Source organism: Demequina sp. B12 (genome assembly GCF_028823635.1).
In the GTDB taxonomy this organism is placed as follows: Bacteria; Actinomycetota; Actinomycetes; order Actinomycetales; family Demequinaceae; genus Demequina.
Genome location: NZ_JAPEHU010000001.1, coordinates 897,694 through 919,891 on the forward strand (window position 1 = coordinate 897,694; position 22,198 = coordinate 919,891).

Sequence of the window (22,198 nt, forward strand, 5' to 3'; positions counted from 1 at the left end):
GCGGCGACTCCGTGCCGCCGCCACGCCATCCCCAGTTTGTCCGGAATGCTTGACTCCCTCTTCTACAGCCGGTAGACATAGGGCAGTCGGGGGCTTTTGGGGGCAATACTGCGGGGGCTGTCGACTCACCCACAACAAGGGAAAGAGGACAGCGATGTTGCGTTCATGGGTAGGGGGAGTCTCGGTTGCGGCACTGGTGCTCGCAATGACGGGATGTACCAACGATGCCGGAACCGAGGACGGGGAACACACCTCCCTGGCCTCTGTGATGGGGTGGGACTCCGACGGCGGCGAGGACACCTGGGAGGACGACCAACGCGCCATTGAAGAGGCCGTCGCCGCATGCATGCGGGACGAGGGATGGGAGTACATCCCGGTCGACACGAGCGTGCAGTTCTCCGAGTACTCGGATGAGGACGAGCTAGAGCGCCTGGGGCGCGAAGGATTCGGGATCACTTACTACACGCTCTACGGAGACAGTGATGCCTATGTGGATGACTGGGTAGACCCCAACGAGGACTACATCGCCAGCTTGGACGGAGCCGAGATGGAGGCGTACTACGCCTCGCTGTATGGCTCTGAGGAAGAGATCGAAGCCACACAGACGCTCGAGATCGACCCGGAGACGGGCGAGGAGTACTACATCTCCGAAGGCTACGGAACCGGCTGCCAGGGAGAAGCGTATGAACTCATCGAGGGTGACGGCGCCGCGCAGTCGGAAGAAATGTGGGACGCGCTTGACGTGTACTACGAGGAGCTCGAGCAGCGTGCCCAAGCGGACCCACGAGTGCAGGCAGCGGAGGAAGACTGGGTTCAGTGCATTAGTGATGCGGGCCACGACTTCGACAGCCAAGAGCAGCTGTGGGAAGACGGCTGGAACGACATCCAAACTCGTCACGACGAGATCCTGGGCGATGACTACTATCGCGATCCCTTTGAGGGCATGACTGACGCGCAAATCGAGGACTTCATGTCCTCCGCAACGCAGGAAGAACTCGAAGAGATGTGGGATGTCACCGTCGAACTGACGGCAGACCAGGAAGCGCAACTCGAGGCGTTGTTGGAGGAAGAAGCCTCACTCGCGGTCGCCGACTTTGAATGCTCCAACGCCATGTGGACCGAACTCGAAGACACCTACGCGGAGCTGGAAGAGCAGTTCGTGCTCGAACATCAAGACGAACTGAATGCACTCGCCGCGCAGTTTGGCACCAACGATGAACCGTAACCGCACCGTTGCGGCCGCGCTGGGCCTCGTCATCGCGGCCGGTGGGGTGGGGTGGGCCGCAGGGTCCTTCATTACGTCGCCAGCGGAGGCCGCAGCTCAGGCGCGGCCTCCGGAGGCGTCGCTCATCACGGTGGCGGTGGAGCAGCGGGTGCTATCTGCGGACGTTGTGGCACGCGGCAGCATTGATTTTGACGACCCGGTGGCGCTCGCGCTGTCTGGCCCACTGGGCTTGGCGGAAGAAAAGCAGATCGTCACCATGATCCCTGATCAGGGAACTGAACTTGCTGAAGGCAGTATCGCGGTTGAAGTGTCGGGACGGCCCGTGATCCTTCTCGAAGGCGATCTCCCTGCCTACCGCGACTTGCGCCCCGGGTCATCGGGGGCCGATGTCCTGCAGTTGGAAGAGTCGCTCAAGCGGTTGGGGTTGCTCGACAAGGCCGATTCCGACTGGGACGCCGCAACGGGAGCCGCTGTGCAGGCCTTGTACGCACAGTCGGGGTACGCCGCCAATGCCGAGTCCGAGGAAGACCAGGCGCAGTTGAGCGCATTGCGTGACGAGGTGCGTGCAGCGACACAAGCGGTCAATGACGCAAGCCGGTCGATTTCTGATTCGAGTTCGGGAGCGACGTCCGTCGTGACCGAGAGTCGCCACAGTGTGGCCGATGCTCAGGCGGCGCTCGCTGTTGCTCAACAGGAGCGGAGCGCTGCGGTGACGGCGGCGCAAGGGGCAGTCACCGTGGCGGAGGCTGCACATGTCGATGCCGCTGCAGCGGCAACGGCCGTGACGGCTGTGCGCGACCAAGCGGTGCGGGCCAATGTTCATCCGGACACGGGGGAAGTTCCGACGGCTGCTGAACTCAGTGCGCTGGATGCTGAGGTCGCCACAGCCAACCTGGAGGCAACGGCGGCTGCAACTGCACTGACCGATGCGAAGGCCGCGAAGACGCTCGTGCAGACTCAGCAGGACGCCGCCGTTGCTACTGCGCAGCGGGCCGTGGACCTGGCCAAGGAGCGACTCACAGAAGCTCAGGCGCCAGTTGACACTGGAGATCTCCAGCGAGGCAAGGAAGACGCGCAGCGTCAGCTCGCGGATGCGGCTGAGGCGCTTCAGAAGCTGGAAGCGACCACGGGCACATGGGTTCCTTCCGGAGAGATCATCTTCGTCAAACGCCTCCCAGTTCAGGTTGCACGGACTGATTTGGCGCGTGGAGACGCCATCGAGTCAACGTTCATGACCGTCTCTGGCCAAGACATCGCGATGACGGTGAGTTTGACGGAGGCAGAAGCCGCCCGCATCGAAGTGGGTGACCCCGTCATCGTTGACGAACCGGATCTCCTGGAAGCCCCCATCGAAGCCGCGGTGTCCGAAGTTCCAGACCCCGCGGGTGAGTCAGGCCGGGTCCAAGTGACGGTGCTGCTGGACTCAGTGCCGGAGGAACTCTTGGGTGCCAACGTCCGGGTCACCATTCCTGTGTCCTCCACTGACGGTGAAGTCCTTGTGGTGCCGGCCGCGGCGTTGTTCGCGGTGGCCAATGGCGATACCCGGGTGGAGGTTGAAGATCCCGACGAACCCGGCGCAACCGAGTACGTGACGGTCACCACAGGCCTGGCGGCGGACGGCGTGGTCGAGGTCCAGGCCGTCGAGGGCGACCTTGTTGCCGGTGCCAGAGTGGTGGTGGGGCAGGCGCCGTCCGCCTCGGATGAGTCGAGCACAACACCGACGCCAGGCGACGATGGCTGACGGGGCGGAACCTGACACCGCTGCACCTGACACCGCTGCACAGTCGAGCGGCACTGACGTGGTGCTAAGTCTGCGCTCCATCGCGAAGACGTACTTGGCGGGAGATGTGGAGGTCGCCGCGCTGCGGGATGTGGACGTTGAGGTGTCCCGTGGCGAGTACGTGTCGATCCTTGGCCCGTCAGGGTCAGGAAAATCCACCCTGCTCAATGTGCTGGGTCTCCTGGACCGTCCCACCGCGGGCTCGTATGTGTTCGAAGGTATGGAGGTCACGGACCTGGACGAGCAGGAGCGCACTGCGGTGCGTGGCCGGCGCATCGGGTTCGTCTTTCAGGCCTTTCACTTGTTGTCTCACCGGACAGTGGAAGACAATGTGGCGCTCTCCATGCTGTACACGGGTGTGGGCACCGCGGAACGCCTCCGCCGCGCCAAGCAGGCGCTTGAGTCCGTGGGGCTGGCGCACCGTTCATCGTTCTTGCCTACGCAACTGTCGGGTGGCGAGCGGCAACGAGTCGCGATCGCCCGTGCCATCGTCACCGATCCTGCCGTGTTACTCGCTGACGAACCCACGGGAAACCTGGACTCAGTGACGTCAGAGTCGATTTTGGCGTTGTTCGATGATCTGAGGCGCCGCGGGTTGACCATCGTCATGATTACGCACGACGCCCACGTGGCGGCCCGCGCCGATCGCGCCGTCCACATCCGGGATGGCCGGCTCACCGAGCTCCCTCCTGCGGCGATTGCTGCCCCGGCACGCGCTAGTGCGCGGGGGCAGAGGTGACGCGCGTGAAGGGGACCACGTTGTCGTGGCGGGACCTGGTGTCCGAGGCGGTGTCCGGGCTCGCGTCCAGGCCCACGCGCACGTTGCTCACGGTGGCAGGCACCGTCCTTGGCATTGCTGCGCTGGTGGCGACGTTGGGGCTTGCGCAGACCGCGTCGAACCGCATTGTGGGGACGTTCTCCGAGTTGGAGGCGACGAGCGTGGTGGTGACAAACGAAGGCGGCAATGGCGGCGCCGGGGACACCCGCGCTGCGTTCCCTGAGGACCATGAGGACCGGCTGTCACGGTTGAACGGCGTTAACGCTGTGGGCGCGTTGGGTGAGATCAACATTGAAGGCGCCACCGTGTCAACGGTCGCGCTCGACGATCCTGCGGGCCAGGATGCGCACCATCTATCCGTGATAGCGGCATCGCCGGGATTGCTTGCGGCGGTTCAGGGAACGATGGGTGCAGGCCGGTGGTTCGATGCGGGCCACGAGACACGCGCAGACAACGTGGTGGTGCTGGGGCCAGGGGCCGCGAACCGGCTTGGTGTGTTCCGAGTGGACCAGCAACCCGTGGTGTTCATCGGGAAAGCACCGTTTGTCGTCATCGGTGTCCTGGACGATGTGGCACGTCAGGCCAGCATGCTTGACGCCGTCATCATGCCGGAGGGAACCGCGCGGAGGAGTTTTGACTACACCAGCGCCGATACGGTTCAGATTGACGTGCTGGTGGGGGCCGGTGAACTCATTGCGGAGCAGGCCCCCATTTCTTTGAACCCCAACGCGCCCGAGACGTTCTCTTCGCGCACCGCGCCGTCTCCGGAGTCGATGCGCAACCGAGTACAAAGCGACACCAACGCACTGTTCTTGGTCCTTGGTGCCGTGTCACTGGTAGTCGGCACCATCGGCATCGCCAACGTGACCTTGGTATCTGTTCTTGAGCGGGTCGGGGAGATCGGTTTGCGGCGCGCCGTGGGCGCACGACCGCGGCATGTGGCGACCCAGTTCTTGCTGGAGTCCACGACCATGGGGCTCGCGGGTGGGGTGATTGGCGCGACCATCGGAATCTTGATTGTGGTGGGCGTGAGCGCCTTCCAGCAGTGGACCCCCGTGCTGTCGCCGTTGATTCCCGTGGGAGCTCCGCTTCTGGGCGTCGTCACGGGCCTTGTCGCCGGTGTGTATCCGGCCCTGCGGGCGGCCTCGCTGGAACCGGTCGATGCGCTACGCGCTGGCACGTAGAGTGCAGGACCTGGGTGGGTGCAGAGGGATATCTTCCTGAAGGTACCGTGGGCGTGTGAACGAGCACACCCTGCCCGAGAAGGACACGTCTCACGACGCCGGGCCAGCGCGTAGGAGTTGGGGGCGTGCCGCGGTTGCGGCAGCAGGTACAGGAGCCCTGGCATTGGTGGCCGTCGTCGCGTGGGCTTTCTGGCCGCAGTCCGCTGGGCCGTGGGACGCGCAGCCAGGTGTCTTTGAAGCGAACCGGCTGGAGGCCACCGTGCGCACGGTCCCCGTGGCCGATGCCACGGCAGCAATCACCGGGAAAGACGCCACCTCTCCTTGGCTCCAATCGTTGAACGGACCGTGGTCGTTTACGTGGTCGCCCAGTCTCAGCGATGCCCCTGAGGACTTCATGGATCCACAGGTAGCCGTCACGGACTGGGACGTCGTTGAAGTGCCGCACATGTGGCAACTGGACGGCTACGGTGATCCCGCGACGGGGGACCTCGTCTACCTCAACGAAGCCCACCCGTGGCAGGGAGAGGAGCGCCTCGATCCTCCTGCGATTCCCACTGATGGTGCGTCCGTCGGCTCCTACCGCCGTGACCTTGCGATTCCACAGGACTGGGCCGACCACAGAATCGTGCTCGCGTTCCAGGGAGTGAAGTCCGCGTTCACTGTGTGGGTCAACGGACTTGAGGTGGGCTACAGCGAAGACAGTTACGCGCCCGCCGAGTTCGACGTCACCGACATGATCGCCCCTGGCCACAACACCGTCGCGGTGCAAGTTCATCGGTGGTCGGACGGGTCGTGGCTGGAAAACCAAGACCAGATTGACCTGTCAGGCATTTTCCGTGACGTCGAGATCTACGCGACACCCACGACGTTCCTTGATGACCACACCATCACCACGGACGTCGCCGATGACCTCGCCAGCGCCACTGTGACTATTGATACAGACGTCTCAGGGGCATCGGCCGCCTCCACGATGGTGACGGCAACCCTGTACGGGCCGGACGGCACCGCTGTAGGGCAGGCACAGGATCAAGGCGCAGATGCGAGCCTTCAGATCGATGTCGACGATCCGCTGCTGTGGTCAGCGGAGACCCCCCACCTGTATTCGGTGGTGTACGAACTGAGCAATGAAGCGGGAGACATCACCGAGACTGTGGGAACCCGCGTGGGCATCCGTGAACTCGCCATCGTTGACGGCGTCATGACACTCAACGGAATGCCGCTCGACATCACAGGCGTCAACCGTGGAGAGATGCACCCTGACACCGGCCAAGTGATGACCGAGGAAACTATGCGGGCGGACCTCATCGCCATGCGCCAGGCCAACATCACGGCGGTGCGGACCTCCCACTATCCGGCGCATCCGCAGTTCTATGCGCTCGCGGATGAGATTGGCATGTACGTCATGGACGAGGCCAACGTGGAGACTCACGAACTGCGCCCATTCCCGGGGAATGCTCCTGAGTGGACGGCTGCGGTGACGGACCGTGTGACCACCACGTACGAGCGCGACAAGAACCATGCGTCCGTACTGTGGTGGTCCCTGGGCAATGAGGCGGGGCCGGGAGACGTCTTCCAAGAGGCCGCGGACTGGCTCCGTGAGGCGGACCCGAACCGGCTGGTGCACTACCAAGACGACTCCACCGTCGCCGACATTGACGGGGTGTTCTATCCGAGCGTGAGTGACGTCCGCGCGCGTGCGCAGGTATCCACAGGACGGCCATGGATCATGACCGAGTATCAGATGGTGATGGGCAATGCCGTGGCCGGTATGACCGAGTACTGGGACGCCATCGACACCAACGCAGAAATGCAGGGCGGCTTCATTTGGGACTGGGCCGACCAGGCCATCCGAGTGCCCCTCGACGGCGGCTTCACGGCCCTTCCCGTAGGGGACCTGGATCACGCGGACACGTACCTGTCGTACGGCGGCGACTGGGGCGACGGACCCACCGACGGTGCGTTCTCGCTCAACGGTCTGGTGAACCCGGACCGAGTGCCGCAACCGGAGCTGGCAGCAGTGGCTGCGGCGTACGCGCCGGTCACGGCAGACACCTCTGCTTGGGCGGCTGGAACGGTGCGGGTCTGCAACGAGCACCTATTCACCGATCTAGCCCAGCTCGGTTCGCGGTGGGTCGTGGAGGCAGACGGCGAACCCACCGCTAGCGGCGGCCTACCGTGGGCGCTGGGACCGGGTGAGTGCGGAGACCTTGCGTTCCCCTCAGAGGCACACGCAGCTTTGGCGGAAGCCACGGAGAACGCCGATGCCGTGGTGACCTTGACGCTGACCGTAGCGCTCGCGGAAGCGACCGCCTGGGCCGAAGCAGGCCACGTGGTGACAACGTCGCAGTACGTGGTGAACGACCCGGCGCTACCCACGCAGGTGGAGGAAGCGACGGAGACGCTCTCGGTTGTGGAGAGCGGCGACCAACTCCGTGTCACCGGCGAGCGCGTGGATGTCCAGGTGGACCAGGTCACGGGCGAGGTCACGCGTGCGACGCTCGATGGGGTCGATGTCATCGAGGGAGGTCTCGCCCGGGACTTCTGGCGGGCACCCACGAGCAACGACCTGATGAACGGTCTCGCTGACGGGGCGTACACGTGGCAGTCTGCGGTCAAGGAACCGGAGCAGGTGACCGTCACGGAGTCCGCCACTGCCGTCACCGTGGAAGCGCGCTACTCCCTGAACGTCGCGGGCAGTCCTCCCGCCACCTTGGTGACAACCGTGCGCGGCAACGGCACCATCGAAGTTGAAGCGATTTACGAAGGGTCAGCCACATCACGAGAGGTGCCTGCGTTCGGAACTGCACTGGAGTTGCCGGGATCTTTCACGCAGATCGAATGGTGGGGCAGGGGACCAGGTGCCTCCTACAGTGACCGCACGGAGGGAACGTCGCTGGGGCGGTGGACGTCCACCACGGACGAGTCTTTGTTCCCCCACGTAGTTCCCCAGGCCGATGGCAACCGCACGCAGGTGCGGTGGTTCGCGGTGACCGACACGACCGGGCAGGGCGTCCTGGTGACTGCTCTGGACTCGCCCGTCGAAGCGTCCGCGCTACCGGCCAGCGACACGGCTATCTCCGCAGCCCGCCACCCTCACGAGATTGACCGCGATGGGAAGACCTACCTGGCCGTTGACGCTGCACAGTCCGGTATGGGCTTCACCTGGGGAGAGAACCCCGTGCCGGGCTACTCTGTGAACGCCGCGGAACCTCACAGGGTGACGTTTGTGCTGAGTGCCCTGGGCGCCGGAGACGATGCGGGGTCCGCAACCACGGCACTCACCCAGTAGCGCCGTCGTCGGCTACCTAGCCTGAACACACCAGTGGCCCGGTTCCTGCGTTGGAACCGGGCCACTGGGCTTTCAACAGAGAAAGTCTCTAGATCTCTCCAGTGTTCAGCGCATGCTTCACTTCGGAGATGGCCTTGGTGACCTCAATGCCACGGGGGCAGGCTTCCGTGCAGTTGAAGGCCGTGCGGCACTTCCACACGCCCGCCTTGTCGTTAAGGATTTCCAGGCGGTCCCACTCGCCCTCGTCGCGCGAGTCAAAGATGAACCGGTGGGCACCCACGATGGCCTGAGGCCCAAAGTACTGGCCGTCCGTCCAGAACACCGGGCAGCTGGTGGTGCAGGCCGCACACAGGATGCACTTGGTGGTGTCGTCGTAGCGTTCCCGGTCCTCGGGGGACTGGAGACGTTCGCGTTCCGGGGTGGGGCCTGACGTCATGAGGAACGGCATGATCTCGCGGTAGGAGGCGAAGAACGGCTCCATGTCCACGATCAGGTCCTTTTCCACCGGCAGACCCTTAATGGGTTCCACCATGATGGGCTTGGCGGGGTTGAGGTCCTTCAGCAGCGTCTTGCAGGCAAGCCGGTTGCGGGCGTTGATTCGCATGGCATCCGAGCCACAGACACCGTGGGCGCAGGAGCGACGGAACGCAAGCGTGCCGTCCTGCTCCCACTTGATCATGTGCAGCGCATCAAGCACACGGTCCGTGGCGTGCGCCTCGATCTGGAACTCTTCCCAGTACTCGGTGCCAGGTTCGCGCCCGTCAAGGCCGTCGGGGTCAAAGCGCAGAATCTTCAGCGTGACCGTCATCGTGGGGATGGCGTCCGTTGTCACGGGTGCGTCAGCAGGTGCAGTCATGTGTCCTTCCCCGTCCTAGTACTTGCGTTCCATGGGCTGGTATTTGGTCACCACAACGGGCTTCCAGTCCAGGTCCACAGTGCCGTCTGCTCGCTTGTACGCCATGGTGTGCTGCATGAAGTTCTCATCGTCACGCGTGGGGAAGTCCTCACGGTAGTGACCACCGCGCGACTCCTTGCGAGCTTCAGCACCAGCGATGACGACTTCCGACAGCTCCAACAGAAAGCCCAGTTCAATGGCTTCCAGCAGGTCCGTGTTGAAGCGGGTTCCACGGTCGTGAATGGCGATGGCCTTGTACCGCTCCTGGAGGTCCTTGACTACGGCGTGAGCCTCAGCGAGCGACTCTGCGGTACGGAACACCTGGACGTTACGGTCCATGGTCTCCTGCAGTTCCTTACGGATCTGTGCCACACGCTCGGTGCCCTCGCCGCCAACGGTCTCCCGCAGGGAAGCGACCAGGCCTTCGATCTGAGCCGAAGCATCGGCCGGAAGTGCAGGCGTCTCCGCAGTGGCAACGGCGTACTCGGCCGCGGCAATACCGGCACGGCGTCCGAACACGTTGATGTCGAGCAGCGAGTTAGTTCCCAGGCGGTTGGCTCCGTGAACGGAGACACACGCGCACTCACCGGCGGCGTACAAACCCTTCACCACGTGAGTGTTGTCGCGCAGCACTTCACCCTGCACGTTCGTGGGGATGCCACCCATCGCATAGTGAGCGGTGGGGTAGACGGGCACCGGCTCGGTGTACGGCTCCACACCCAAGTAGGTGCGGGCGAACTCCGTAATGTCCGGCAGTTTCTCGTCGATGTGGCTGGGCTCCAAGTGGGTGAGGTCCAGCAGCACATAGTCCTTGTGGGGTCCGCAGCCGCGGCCCTCACGCACCTCGTTCGCCATGGCGCGCGCCACCATGTCACGCGGTGCCAAGTCCTTGATGGTGGGGGCATAACGCTCCATGAAGCGCTCGCCCTCCGAGTTACGCAGGATGCCGCCCTCACCGCGGGCTGCCTCGGACAAGAGAATGCCCAGACCTGCCAAGCCTGTGGGATGGAACTGGAAGAACTCCATGTCTTCCAGCGGGATACCCGCACGCAGCGCAATGCCCATGCCGTCACCGGTCAGGGTGTGAGCGTTTGAGGTGGTCTTGAAGACCTTGCCCGCACCACCAGTCGCAAAGATCACCGACTTGGCGCGGAACGTGTGCACCTCGCCGGTCTGCAACGAGTACGCCACGACACCAGCGGCGGCGACCTCGCCGTCCTCACCGGCAGCCTGCGGGTCACCGTCGAGGATCAAGTCCAGGACATAGAACTCGTTGAAGAACTCCACCTCCTGCTTGATGCACTGTTGGTAGAGAGTCTGCAAAATCATGTGGCCGGTACGGTCAGCTGCGTAGCAAGCGCGGCGCACTGCGGCCTCGCCGTGGTTGCGGGTGTGTCCACCGAAGCGGCGCTGATCCACCCTGCCCTCAGGGGTGCGGTTGAACGGCAAACCCATCTTTTCGAGGTCGAGCACAGCATCGATGGCTTCGTTACAGAGGATCTCCGCAGCATCCTGGTCCACCAAGTAGTCGCCACCCTTGATGGTGTCGAAGGTGTGCCATTCGGCGTTGTCATCTTCCACATTGGCGAGCGCGGCAGCCATACCGCCCTGGGCTGCGCCCGTGTGCGACCGCGTGGGGTACAGCTTGGTGATGACAGCGGTCTTCGCACGCTGCGAGCTTTCCAGCGCCGCGCGCATGCCAGCGCCACCGGCGCCCACAATCACGACGTCGAACTCGTGCTCAGTGGCCATTTAGATGTCCTCACAGAAACTTGGGAGCAGGCTCGGGTCCGAACCGGCAGGGCAGGGATCAAAGGTGAAAAGCACCAGGGTTCCGAGGATAACGATCACGACGGTCGAGATGCGCAACGCCCAATGCAAGGTCGCGGCGATCCACGGAGTCTGGGCGTAGTCATTGATGATCATGCGCATGCCGTTGGCGCCGTGAATCATGGCCAACACCAGCATCGTGAAGTCGAACCACTGCCAGAACGGGTTCGCGAGCTTGCCGGCCACGAACGCAAAGTCGATCTGGTTGATGCCGTCACCCATGACGAGATTCACGGTCAGGTGAACGGCAATCAACCCAATGAGCAGCACGCCGGACACGCGCTGGAAGATCCACGACCACCGCTGAGCGCGCCCCAGCGTGGAGTGGCTCACCGCCTTCTTGGGAGCTTTGAGTTCAGGAGCGCCAGTCATCACGCACCCCCGAAGGCGTGCATGAGGTGACGGGGGAGGAATCCAGCCATGACGATGGCGAAACCAATCCAGACCCCCCACACCAGCATCTTTTGGTGGCGCAACGCCCACGTCCAGCGGTCGACCGCGATGACTCGCAAGCCGTTGAGCGCGTGGAGGGTGATGGCGGCCACGAGGCCAGCCTCAATGAACGTATAGAGCGGGGTTTTGTAGTGGCCGATCACATCGTTGTAGGCCTCTGGAGACACGCGCACCAGCGCAGTGTCCAGGATGTGTACCAACAGGAAGAAGAAGATGGCGACGCCAGTTGTGCGGTGCACAACCCACATCCACATCCCTTCGGCTCCTCGGTAGAGCGTGGGCAGCGGCGACACGGACTCTCCTTCGAATTCCGGGGTGTCTTGCCGACCATCCTAAAGTGTTCTCATGGCATCTACGACCAGCGTTCAAGGTTTCATCCCGGACTTCGTGTCCGTCATTCCCGCAGGTGGAATCGGGTCGCGGTTGTGGCCCATGTCCCAGCCGCACCGGCCTAAGTTCTTGATCGACCTCCTGGGCTCGGGTGCCACGCTCATCCAAGACACGGTGACGCGGCTTGCGCCGCTGTCGGAGACCACGCTTGTGGTCACCGGCGAACGCCACGCCCCAGCGGTTGCCGCTCAGCTTCCTGACCTTGACGCATCGGCCCTCCTGACCGAACCCTCCCCGCGGGACTCGATGGCTGCCATTGCCCTCGCTGCCGCCGTCATTGAGGAGCGGCACGGTGAACGCATCATGGGTTCATTCGCCGCCGACCACGTGATTCCGGACGCTGAAACGTTCCGCGACACGGTGCGCGTTGCGGTCCAGGCCGCCCGCACCGGCAAGGTTGTGACGCTGGGCATTGCGCCGGATAGTCCCTCGAGCGCCTTTGGCTACATCAAGGCAGGGGAGGCGTTGGCCGATGCGCCGGGCGCCTTCGCGGTCGAAGCCTTCACTGAGAAGCCGGACCCGGAAACCGCAGCACGCATGCTCACCGAGGGGGGCTACACCTGGAACGCCGGAATGTTCGTGGTGTCGACCACAGTGCTGCTTGACCACTTGGCACGCCTCCAACCCACCCTCGCTGCCGGCGTCCGTGAGATCGCGCAGGCGTGGGACACCGAACACCGCGCCGACGTCCTCGCCCGCGTGTGGCCCACCCTGACCAAGATCGCGATCGACCATGCCATCGCAGAACCTGTTGCCGCCGAAGGTGGAGTCGCCACTGTCCCCGGCGCCTTCACCTGGCACGACGTCGGCGACTTCGATTCGCTTGCCGGGCTGCTCAGCGCTCAACCCGACGGTGTCGTGCGGATCAACCGCGAGGCCCCCATCTGCACGGTGGACGCCCCCGGCGCGCTCGTCGTGGGCGGTGCCAAGCCCCTCGCCATCGTGGGGGTAGCCGATGCCGTGGTTGTGGAGACGGACGAGGCAGTCCTCGTCACCACTCGCCACGCGGCACAGCGGGTGAAAGACGTCTCCTTCGACGCCTAAAGTGCGCAAAACGTGCATTCCTGGCGAACTTTGCAGAGACTTTGCACACGCTTGCATCCCGAACGGTCCAAACCCTTCGATTGATACAGAACCGTTGCCTGTCTGCAACAAGACCAGCGAGAACAGGAAACGTTTCCTGCGTAGCATGAGAAACAACGCAACCGCCTGGCGTACCCAACAGGCGATTCGATAGTGAGGAAGCAACAGATGCGCAATTCGATTCGCATTGGTGCAGTGGCGGCAGCATCCGCCCTTGTCCTGGCAGCGTGCGGCTCCGCACCCGAGGACGAGACCACCACCACCGACTCCACCTCCGGCACGGAGAACACCGCCGCCGCTGAGTCGGTCGACTTCAAGGCCTGCATGGTGTCCGACTCCGGCGGCTTCGACGACAAGTCGTTCAACCAGTCCGCCTTCGAGGGCCTCGAGCGTGCAGAGTCCGAACTCGGTGTCGAGATCGTCACCGCCGAGTCGACCTCCGAAAGCGACTTCGGCCCCAACCTTGAGGCGCAGGTCGCCGCAGGTTGCGACCTGATCATCACCGTCGGCTTCCTGCTCAGCCAGGCCACCGTCGACTCCGCGCTTGAGAACCCCGACGTTCACTACGCGATCATCGACGACCTCGCCGACAACGACTTCGACGGCACCATCGACGCCCCGAACATCAAGCCCATCACCTTCGAGACCGACGAAGCTGCCTTCCTGGCTGGCTACGCCGCCGCTTCCGCGACCGGCTCCGGCACGGTGGGTACCTTCGGTGGACTCGAGATCCCCTCGGTGACCATCTTCATGAACGGCTACGCAGCCGGCGTTGAGTACTACAACGAGAACGCTGGCGGCGACGTCCAGGTGCTCGGACTCGACTCCTTCTCCGGTGGCTTCGAAGACCAGACCCAGGGCCAGAACATCACCCAGGGCTTCCTCGACCAGGGCGCAGACATCGTGATGCCCGTTGCTGGCCCCGTGGGCCTGGGTGCCGCATCGGCCATCCAGTCCGCAGGTGACGCATGGTTGATCGGTGTGGACTCCGACTGGACCCAGACCGCACCCGACTACGCAGACATCGTCTTCACCTCGGTGCTGAAGAACATCGCCAACTCGGTGTTCGACACCATTGATGAGACCGTCAACTCCGGCTTCTCGACCGACCCGTACCTGGGCACCCTCGAGAACGAGGGCGTGGGCGTGTCCGACTTCGCAGACGGCACCGTCTCCGACGAGGTCCTCGCCGAGCTCGACACCATCCGCGAAGGCATCATCGCGGGTGACATCGAGCCCTCGCTGGCCGAGTAACTCACACAACTCAGGGGGCAAGTAGCCCCGACTTCACGCGAGGGGCGTGCCGCTTGGACGCGGCACGCCCCTCGTGCTTGACTGGAAGTGCGTCCGATGACGGGCGCAACGCTGAGAGGATCACACGCGTGAAACTGGAGTTGCAGGGCATCACAAAAAAGTTCGGTGACTTCACCGCGAACGATGCCATCGACCTGGTCGTACAGCCTGGAACCGTCCACGCCCTGCTAGGGGAGAACGGTGCAGGTAAATCGACGCTGATGAACGTGCTGTTCGGCTTGTACGACGCCGACGGCGGACAAATCCTGCTGGATGACGAACCCCGCGTCTTTGCAGGTCCCGGTGACGCGATGGACGCGGGAATCGGCATGGTGCACCAGCACTTCATGCTGGTGCCGGTGTTTACCGTCGCAGAATCGGTCATGTTGGGAAATGAAGACGTGACAGGCCCGGCAAAGCTGCTGGACCTCAACGCCGCCCGCGCCAAAGTGAAAGAACTGTCTGACCGCTTTGGATTCGCCATCGACCCGGACGCCGTCATCGAAGACCTGTCCGTGGGCGCACAGCAGCGTGTCGAAATCATCAAGGCGCTTTCGCGCGACGCTCAAATTTTGATCCTGGACGAGCCCACCGCTGTGCTCACCCCCCAGGAGACCGACGAACTGCTCGACATCGTGGGACAGTTGCGCGACGCGGGCACCGCAGTCGTCCTCATCACCCACAAGCTTCGCGAGGTCAAAGCCATCGCGGACGACATCACCGTGATCCGTCGCGGCAAGGTTGTCGGCACTGCTGAACCGACCGCCTCCCAGGAGGAACTCGCCTCGCTGATGGTGGGCCGTGACGTGTCGATGACGGTCGCCAAGGATGCTGCCGACCCCGGCGATCCCATGCTGCAGGTCCACAACCTGACGGTCGTGGACGGCGTCACCGAGATCACTTTGCTGGACGGCGTCACCTTCGAGATTCGCGCAGGCGAAATCCTCGCGGTCGCAGGTGTGCAGGGTAACGGCCAAACCGAACTGGCAGAGGCCATTGCGGGGCTGACGCCCACCGACGCGGGACACGTCACGCTGGACGGCGAAGACATCACCGGACACTCCATCCGCAAGGTGCTCGATGCGGGAGTCGGCTTTGTTCCCGAGGACCGCACCGAAGACGGCATCGTCGCCAACTTCACGATCATCAACAACCTGATCCTCGACATCTACGACCGGGCTCCGTATTCGACTCGTGGCACGCTGAACGGCAAGGTGCTGGTCGACAACGCGGAGAAGCAGGTCGAGAACTTCGACGTGCGCACCACGTCCATCAATGCCCTCACGGGCTCGCTGTCCGGAGGTAACCAGCAGAAGGTGGTGCTGGCCCGCGAGCTTTCGCGTGACCTCAAACTCCTGATCGCCTCCCAACCCACGCGTGGGCTCGACGTGGGGTCGATCGAGTTCGTTCACAAGCGCATCATCGAAGAGCGCGACAACGGAGCCGCCGTTCTCATCGTGAGCTCCGAACTCGACGAGGTCTATGCCCTGGCAGACCGCATCGCGGTGATGTACCACGGGCGCATCGTTGACATCGTCCCGCCGGACACCGACCGAGACACGCTCGGCCTCATGATGGCCGGTGCCCACAAAGAGGAGGAAGCCGCGTGAGCGAGCAAGTTGTGACTCAACCTGGCGGCGAGTCTCCCGCACCCGATGAGGACCGCCGCGACTGGGCGGGCACGTGGCGTCAGATCACGGAAAGCTCCGGACTGGTCGTCGCGATGGCCATCTTTGCCGCACTGGTGATCGCCGGCCTGCTGGTGATCCTCGTCGACCCCGACGTCCAAGAAGCTGCCGGATACTTCTTCTCCCGGCCCGGTGACACGTTCGCGGCCGCCTGGGAAGCCGTGTCCTCGGTGTACGGCGCCATCTTCCAAGGCGCCGTCCTGAACTTCGACTCCTCGACGTTCGCAGGAACGATCAAACCGTTCACCCAAACGCTCACCATGGCCACCCCGCTGATCTTCGCGGGACTTGGCCTGGGCATCGGCTTCCGTGCCGGCATGTTCAACATTGGTGCCCAGGGACAGCTGCTCATTGGTGCCACCGTCGGTGCTTACATTGGCTTCGCCTGGCACCTTCCCTTCCCGCTGCACCTGGCGCTAGCGGTGCTCGGAACCGCCGTCGGTGGCGCGCTGTGGGGCTTCATTCCCGGCATCCTGAAAGCGAAGACAGGCGCCCACGAGGTGATCGTGACGATCATGCTCAACTATGTGGCGCTGAACCTCGTGGCGTATCTGTTGACGCTTGAGGCCTTCCTGCCCCCGGGCCAGACCAACCCCAAGTCGCCGATCGTCGACGAAAGCGCGCAGTACCCGCTGCTGTTGGGTAGCCAGTTCAACCTCCACTGGGGCTTCATCCTGGCGCTCCTGTGCGCGTGGGGTGTGTGGTGGCTCATGGAGCGGTCCACGCTCGGCTTCGAGTTCCGTGCCGCTGGCGCGAACGCACGTGCAGCACGCACCGCAGGTATGAACGTCACCAAGACCACCATCCTGGTGATGGTGGTGGCAGGTGCGCTTGCTGGCCTCGCAGGATCCGCACCGGTGCTGGGTACGGAGAAGGCGCTCACGGACCAGACCGCGGGCTCGCTCGGCTTCGACGCCATCACGGTGGCGTTGCTGGGCCGATCACGGCCGCTGGGCACCGTGTTCGCTGCCATCCTGTTCGGTGGCTTGCAGGCGGCAGGGCCAACCCTCCAGACCGTTGCCGGGCTCCGCCCCGACATTGTGTACGTCATCCAGGCCCTCGTGGTGTTGTTTATCGCTGCACCTCCGCTAGTGAGGACCATGTTCCGCTTGCCGGTTCCGGCACACGAGAAGGAGGTGGCAGCGTGAGCGCCCCCGCTATTGAGCCCAGTGCTCTCGCTCACCCCGAGCCCGGTGAGCCCGTGATCAAGCGTCGTTCGTGGAAGGCGCCCATCGCTTTGGGTGTCATCGCTGTGGCGTCGTTGGTGATCTTTGGGCTTTTGTCCCCGAGCGGATCGCAGACGACCTTCGTCTTTGCGCGTTCCACGGACTTCTTCACCCTGCCCACCCTCACGGTGTCGTCGCGTGGCGCCGCCATCGTGTTGTCGGTCCTAGCGTTGCTCCTCGCCGCGTACTCGGCCGCATTGGCCGCCAACTATCGCAAGCCAGGAATCTGGCTGCCGGTCGTCTACGGCATGGCCATCATCGGTTCGTTGCTGACCTGGGCCGGAGCCGGTCGCGACAACACCAGCATCCAGTTCACGGGTCTGCTGACGAGTTCACTGTTCCTGGCCGTGCCGCTCGTTTTTGGTGCCCTTGCCGGCACCATCTGTGAGCGTTCGGGAATCGTCAACATCGCCATCGAAGGCCAGCTCCTTGCGGGTGCCTTCCTGGCGGCGTTGGTGGGATCGATGGCAGGCAACGCCTATGTGGGCCTCATCGCCGCCCCCATCGCAGGTGCCGCGGTGGGTGCGATTCTGGCGGTGTTCGCGACGCGATACTGGGTTGATCAAATCGTTGTCGGTGTGGTGTTGAACCTGCTGGTGTTGGGCCTGACGGGCTTCTTCTTCAACTCGATCATGAAGACCAACCCGGAACTCAACCAGGCGCTCAGCATTCCTACGATCGACATCCCGTTGCTGTCGAAGATCCCCGTGATCGGTCCCGTGCTGTTCCAGCAGAACCTGCTGGTGTACATCCTGTACATCGTGGTGATCGTGCTGCAGATCATGCTGTTCAAGTCCCGGTGGGGCTTGCGGGTCCGCGCGGTGGGTGAACACCCCAAGGCCGCTGACACGGTCGGCATCAAGGTCAACCGCACTCGCGTGCGCAACACCATCCTTGGTGGTGCTGTCGCCGGTTTGGGTGGCGCGTTCTTCACGGTCGCGTCGGGTCTGGCCTTCGGTAACAACATGTCCGCCGGTAAGGGTTATATCGCGCTGGCGGCAATGATCCTGGGCCGGTGGAGCCCCCGTGGTGCGCTGGCTGCGGCGCTGTTGTTCGGTTTCGCGGATGCGTTGCGTGTGCAGTTGGGCATCATCGGCTCCGACATTCCGTCTGAGTTCCTTGCCATGACGCCGTACCTCGCAACCTTGTTCGCGGTGGCTGGCTTGGTGGGCCACTCGCGTGCGCCTGCGGCAGAGAACATCCCGTACAAGAAGTAGGAGGGCCGATGCCCGAGGTTGACTGGGATGCGTTGCGGTCGGCTGCGCGTGATGCGGCGACCCGTGCGTACGTGCCGTACTCGAAGTTTCCGGTAGGCGTCGCGGCGCTCACTGACACCGGTGAGGTGGTGGTGGGCGCGAACGTCGAGAACGCGAGTTATGGACTCACGTTGTGTGCGGAATGCGCGTTGGTCTCGAAGCTGCATACGGATGGGGCTGGCTCCAGGCTGGTGGCATTCACGTGCGTCGACGGTAACGGCGACATTTTGGCTCCGTGTGGGCGTTGCCGCCAGTTGCTCTTTGAGCACGGGGGGCGGTCCTTGCTGCTGGAGACTGCGGACGGCGTGAAGACGATGGACGAGATTTTGCCCGGCGCGTTTGGGCCTGATGATTTGGAGAAGGTGTGATGACTGAGCGTCATGATGCAGTGGACGTCATTCGGACCAAGCGTGACGGCGGTGTGTTGTCGGGCGACCAGATCGATTGGGTGGTTGACGCGTACACGCGTGGTGTGGTGGCGGATGAGCAGATGAGCTCGTTGGCCATGGCCATCTTGCAGCGTGGGATGAGCCGCGAAGAGATCGCTCGGTGGACTGCGGCGATGATCGCGACGGGGGAGAGGCTCGACTTTTCTTCCCTGGGCGTTCCGACTGCGGATAAGCACTCCACGGGCGGCGTGGGCGACAAGATCACGCTGCCGCTAGCGCCGCTGGTGGCTGTCTATGGAGTGGCGGTTCCACAGTTGTCGGGACGCGGCCTTGGTCACACAGGCGGAACTCTGGACAAGCTTGAAGCGATCCCGGGTTGGCAGGCGTCCATGAGCAATGAGCAGATGCTTGCTCAGCTCCGCGATGTGGGCGCAGTGATTTGCGCTGCGGGCTCGGGACTGGCCCCGGCCGACAAGAAGTTGTACGCCTTGCGTGACGTGACGGGCACTGTGGAGGCGATTCCGCTGATCGCTTCCTCGATCATGTCGAAGAAGATCGCTGAAGGCACGGGTGTGCTCGTCTTGGACGTCAAGGTTGGTTCCGGCGCGTTCATGAAGGACCTGGACAGCGCGCGCGAACTTGCGGAGACGATGGTCAACCTGGGTACCGATGCAGGAGTGCGGACCTCGGCACTGCTGACGGATATGGATACCCCTTTGGGGCGCGGGATCGGCAACGGGCTTGAAGTGGCCGAGTCCGTGGACGTGCTCGCCGGTGGCGGGCCTGACGACGTCGTGGAACTCACGGTGGCGCTAGCCCGCGAGATGCTCGCCGGCGCGGGTGTCACGGGTGTAGACCCCGCGGACGCCCTCAAGGACGGCCGGGCTATGGACGTGTGGCGCCGCATGATTGAAGCGCAGGGCGGAGACCCCGATGCTCCTATGCCTGTTGCTCCGCACCAGCACCAGATCCTGGCCGAACGCGACGGTGTGGTGAGCCGTTTGGACGCCATGGGTGTTGGCGTGGCGGCATGGCGGTTGGGCGCAGGCCGTGCCCGCAAGGAGGACCTCATCGAAATGTCCTCCGGCATCACCATTCACCGGACGGTGGGTGAAGAGGTACGCAAGGGCGAGCCCATCCTCACGCTCCACACGGAGACCGAAGGGCGCATGCCCCGCGGCCTGCAGGCGCTCGCTGAGGCGTGCGGTGGCGCGGGATCGATTGAGGTCGGAGACTCGGCTCCTGAGCGCCGGATTGTGCTCGAAACCCTGGGCACGGTGTCCTGACGGTGGGGTGGACCGTCACGTCGCTGGCGGCCAAGGCAGCGGGGGCGTGGGGCCTGCGCGGGTCGTGGGCCAAGCCCTACGCCGCATCCCATGCCGCTGGTTTGGCGCAGCGCGGCCCGCGCCGCGACGGCGACACGGTGTTCGCGCGCGCCTATGCGCGCCGCCTGGCCACATATTCGGCGGCCGACCGCAAGGCGCTTGAGGCTGCACGGTCGGAGATGGTGACCGATGCTGCGGTTCTTGAGCGTGCGATTGCTGCTGGGGCCACTGTGACGGCGGCGGCCGCGCTCGCCGCCGCCTGGGAGAAGCTCCCCGAGACAGCGAAAGACGTGGTGCGCGCTCCCGCCGGGACGGGCATCGGCTCTGTTCGGTTGGGTTCCGTCAAGGCCGTGCAAGTCGATCAGACCACCTGTGGTGCCGCGGTGATGGCGATGATGCTGATGACTGGCGACCCGCTGGTGGCGGCGTGGGTCATGACTGGCCGCGTGTTCGGCGACCATCTACCGCCTGAGGTGATGGCCGTCACGTTGGAGGACGACAATCCCCGCACCATTGACGACCGCTGGGCCGCCTTGCAGCGTGCACTTCACCGCGCCACCACTTCACGGGCGTTGGGTCCGTTCCCGTGGCCGGCGTCGCTGGGCACGCCGCCGTGGCGAGTCGACAACGTCACGCGGTTTGCGGGCGTGCGTTTCCGTGGCGCCATCCTGGATGACACGGACCCCACGCTCATGGAAGCCGCGATCGCTCACGCGAGCGCGGCCTTGCGTGACGGTATCCCCGTGCCGCTCTACACCGGCGGTGATAGTTCAGCGGGTCTCGACACCGTAGTGCCACGTCACGTGGTCCTGCTGGTGGGCCGTATCGATGATGGTTTTGCCGTGTACGAGCCCGGTTCCGGAAGGGTCCTTCCCGTGTCCGACGAGCGCCTGGTGGGCGGCGGGCCCAAGGAGCCTGCACTGGGCCAGTGGACGCGTGCGTGCTGGATGATCCTTCCCAAGCAGCGGCTCAAACCCAGTTGACGACTGCGCGCAGGTAGCCTTGGAGCATGAGCCTCACGCACGACGAAATTGTCGCCCTGCCCAAGGTCCTGCTGCACGACCACCTCGATGGTGGTCTGCGTCCGCAGACCCTGATTGAACTTGCCGCACAGATCGGTCACGAACTGCCGTCGACCGATCCGACCGAACTGGCCCGGATCTTCGCGGAGAACGCCAACTCCGGCGATTTGGTGAAGTACCTCGAGGCGTTCGCGCACACCACCGCGGTGATGCAGAGCGCCGACAACCTGCGCCGCGTCGCTCGCGAAGCAGTGGTGGACCTGGCCGCTGACGGCGTGATCTACGTCGAGCTCCGCTACGCCCCCGAACAGCATGTTGCGGGTGGCCTGAGCCTGCAGGAAGTGGTGGAAGCCGTCCAGGCAGGCATCGAGGAAGGTGTGGCGGAGGCTGCAGAAGCCGGTCACGGTATCCGTGCCGCCGCGCTCCTGGACGCTATGCGCCACCTGGACCGTTCCCTGGAGATCGCACAGCTCGCCGTGGCGAACCGTGAGCGCTGCTGCGTGGGCTTCGACATTGCCGGCCCTGAGTTTGGCTTCCCGCCCAAGAACCACGCAGAGGCGTTTGCCTACCTGCGCGAACAGCACCTGCCCGTCACCATTCACGCCGGTGAAGCCGATGGCGCACAGTCGGTCTCCGATGCGCTCGTCCAGGGCGCTCGTCGCCTGGGTCACGGTGTGCGCATCTGGGAAGACATCGAGGACTTCGACTCAGACGAGCCCAACCTGGGTGTCATCGCTCAGCACGCTCTCGACCAGCAGATCCCGCTGGAGTGCTGCCCCACCTCCAACGTGCAGACCGCAGCAGCCACGTCGATTGCCGACCACCCCATGCACACCCTGCGTGACTTGGGCTTCGCCGTGACCATCAACACGGACAACCGCCTGGTGTCCGGTGTGTCGATGTCCGGCGAGTTCGGCGTCCTGGTTGAGGCTGGCTGGACCAAGGAAGACCTGCTCGAGGCAACCTTGTCCGCAGCCTGGGGCGCGTTCCTCCCGTACCAGGAGCGCGGCGACCTCGCCGAGACCATCCTTGAGGCATACGGCATCGAGCTGTAGCGTTCGCAACCGCCTCACCAGCGCCCTTTCCCCTGGC

Annotated in this window: 18 protein-coding genes; 14 read left to right on the forward strand and 4 right to left on the reverse strand. The window is 64.1% G+C overall.

Annotated features, from left to right (window positions below; all coding sequences use genetic code 11):
* Positions 1-154 precede the first annotated feature (154 nt).
* From ON058_RS04380 to ON058_RS04400, 5 genes are read left to right on the forward strand one after another with little or no spacing between them, the layout of a single operon-like run.
* Positions 155-1,225, forward strand: a complete 1,071-nt coding sequence (locus tag ON058_RS04380) for a hypothetical protein (protein ID WP_274667795.1) — start codon at positions 155-157, stop codon at positions 1,223-1,225.
* Positions 1,215-2,966 carry a hypothetical protein gene (locus ON058_RS04385; RefSeq protein WP_274667796.1) on the forward strand — a complete coding sequence of 584 codons (1,752 nt, stop codon included), beginning with the start codon at positions 1,215-1,217 and terminating at the stop codon, positions 2,964-2,966. Before ON058_RS04380 ends, ON058_RS04385 begins: the two co-directional genes overlap by 11 nt.
* The gene (locus ON058_RS04390) at positions 2,959-3,744 is read left to right on the forward strand and encodes an ABC transporter ATP-binding protein (RefSeq protein ID WP_274667797.1); all 786 of its coding nucleotides are present in this window, start codon (positions 2,959-2,961) and stop codon (positions 3,742-3,744) included. The genes ON058_RS04385 and ON058_RS04390 overlap by 8 nt, the downstream gene beginning before the upstream one ends.
* A 5-nt stretch (positions 3,745-3,749) precedes the next feature.
* Positions 3,750-4,967, forward strand: coding sequence for an ABC transporter permease (locus ON058_RS04395; protein WP_274667798.1), 1,218 nt, complete (start codon positions 3,750-3,752; stop codon positions 4,965-4,967).
* 55 nt (positions 4,968-5,022) lie between these two features.
* Positions 5,023-8,256, forward strand: a complete 3,234-nt coding sequence (locus tag ON058_RS04400; protein ID WP_274667799.1) for a glycoside hydrolase family 2 TIM barrel-domain containing protein — start codon at positions 5,023-5,025, stop codon at positions 8,254-8,256.
* 88 nt (positions 8,257-8,344) lie between these two features.
* Here ON058_RS04400 and ON058_RS04405 read toward each other — a convergent pair whose 3' ends face one another.
* From ON058_RS04405 to sdhC, 4 genes are read right to left on the reverse strand one after another with little or no spacing between them, the layout of a single operon-like run.
* Positions 8,345-9,112: a succinate dehydrogenase iron-sulfur subunit gene (locus ON058_RS04405; RefSeq protein ID WP_274667800.1), complete on the reverse strand. Its 768-nt coding sequence runs from the start codon at positions 9,110-9,112 to the stop codon at positions 8,345-8,347.
* 15 nt (positions 9,113-9,127) lie between these two features.
* A complete protein-coding gene (gene sdhA, locus ON058_RS04410) occupies positions 9,128-10,903 on the reverse strand; it encodes a succinate dehydrogenase flavoprotein subunit (RefSeq protein WP_274667801.1) in 1,776 nt (591 codons plus the stop codon).
* Positions 10,904-11,353, reverse strand: coding sequence for a succinate dehydrogenase hydrophobic membrane anchor subunit (locus tag ON058_RS04415; protein ID WP_274667802.1), 450 nt, complete (start codon positions 11,351-11,353; stop codon positions 10,904-10,906).
* On the reverse strand, positions 11,353-11,727 hold the full coding sequence (sdhC, locus tag ON058_RS04420; RefSeq protein ID WP_274667803.1) for a succinate dehydrogenase, cytochrome b556 subunit: 375 nt from the start codon (positions 11,725-11,727) through the stop codon (positions 11,353-11,355). The genes ON058_RS04415 and sdhC overlap by 1 nt, the downstream gene beginning before the upstream one ends.
* Positions 11,728-11,779: 52 nt before the next feature.
* Here sdhC and ON058_RS04425 point away from each other — a divergent pair, with 52 nt between their 5' ends.
* From ON058_RS04425 to ON058_RS04465, 9 genes are all read left to right on the forward strand, one after another.
* A complete protein-coding gene (locus ON058_RS04425; RefSeq protein ID WP_274667804.1) occupies positions 11,780-12,868 on the forward strand; it encodes a mannose-1-phosphate guanylyltransferase in 1,089 nt (362 codons plus the stop codon).
* 207 nt (positions 12,869-13,075) lie between these two features.
* Positions 13,076-14,161 (forward strand): BMP family protein, encoded by a 1,086-nt coding sequence (locus tag ON058_RS04430; protein WP_274667805.1) that lies wholly within the window; start codon positions 13,076-13,078, stop codon positions 14,159-14,161.
* 128 nt (positions 14,162-14,289) lie between these two features.
* On the forward strand, positions 14,290-15,810 hold the full coding sequence (locus tag ON058_RS04435; RefSeq protein ID WP_274667806.1) for an ABC transporter ATP-binding protein: 1,521 nt from the start codon (positions 14,290-14,292) through the stop codon (positions 15,808-15,810).
* A complete protein-coding gene (locus ON058_RS04440; RefSeq protein WP_274667807.1) occupies positions 15,807-17,036 on the forward strand; it encodes an ABC transporter permease in 1,230 nt (409 codons plus the stop codon). The genes ON058_RS04435 and ON058_RS04440 overlap by 4 nt, the downstream gene beginning before the upstream one ends.
* On the forward strand, positions 17,033-18,331 hold the full coding sequence (locus tag ON058_RS04445; protein WP_274667808.1) for an ABC transporter permease: 1,299 nt from the start codon (positions 17,033-17,035) through the stop codon (positions 18,329-18,331). Before ON058_RS04440 ends, ON058_RS04445 begins: the two co-directional genes overlap by 4 nt.
* 8 nt (positions 18,332-18,339) lie before the next feature.
* Positions 18,340-18,738, forward strand: a complete 399-nt coding sequence (locus ON058_RS04450; protein WP_274667809.1) for a cytidine deaminase — start codon at positions 18,340-18,342, stop codon at positions 18,736-18,738.
* Positions 18,738-20,045, forward strand: coding sequence for a thymidine phosphorylase (locus tag ON058_RS04455; RefSeq protein WP_274667810.1), 1,308 nt, complete (start codon positions 18,738-18,740; stop codon positions 20,043-20,045). The genes ON058_RS04450 and ON058_RS04455 overlap by 1 nt, the downstream gene beginning before the upstream one ends.
* A 2-nt stretch (positions 20,046-20,047) precedes the next feature.
* Complete coding sequence (locus ON058_RS04460; protein WP_274667811.1) at positions 20,048-21,067, forward strand: hypothetical protein; 1,020 nt, start codon at positions 20,048-20,050, stop codon at positions 21,065-21,067.
* Positions 21,068-21,093: 26 nt separating this feature from the next.
* The gene (locus ON058_RS04465; RefSeq protein WP_274667812.1) at positions 21,094-22,161 is read left to right on the forward strand and encodes an adenosine deaminase; all 1,068 of its coding nucleotides are present in this window, start codon (positions 21,094-21,096) and stop codon (positions 22,159-22,161) included.
* Positions 22,162-22,198 lie beyond the last annotated feature (37 nt).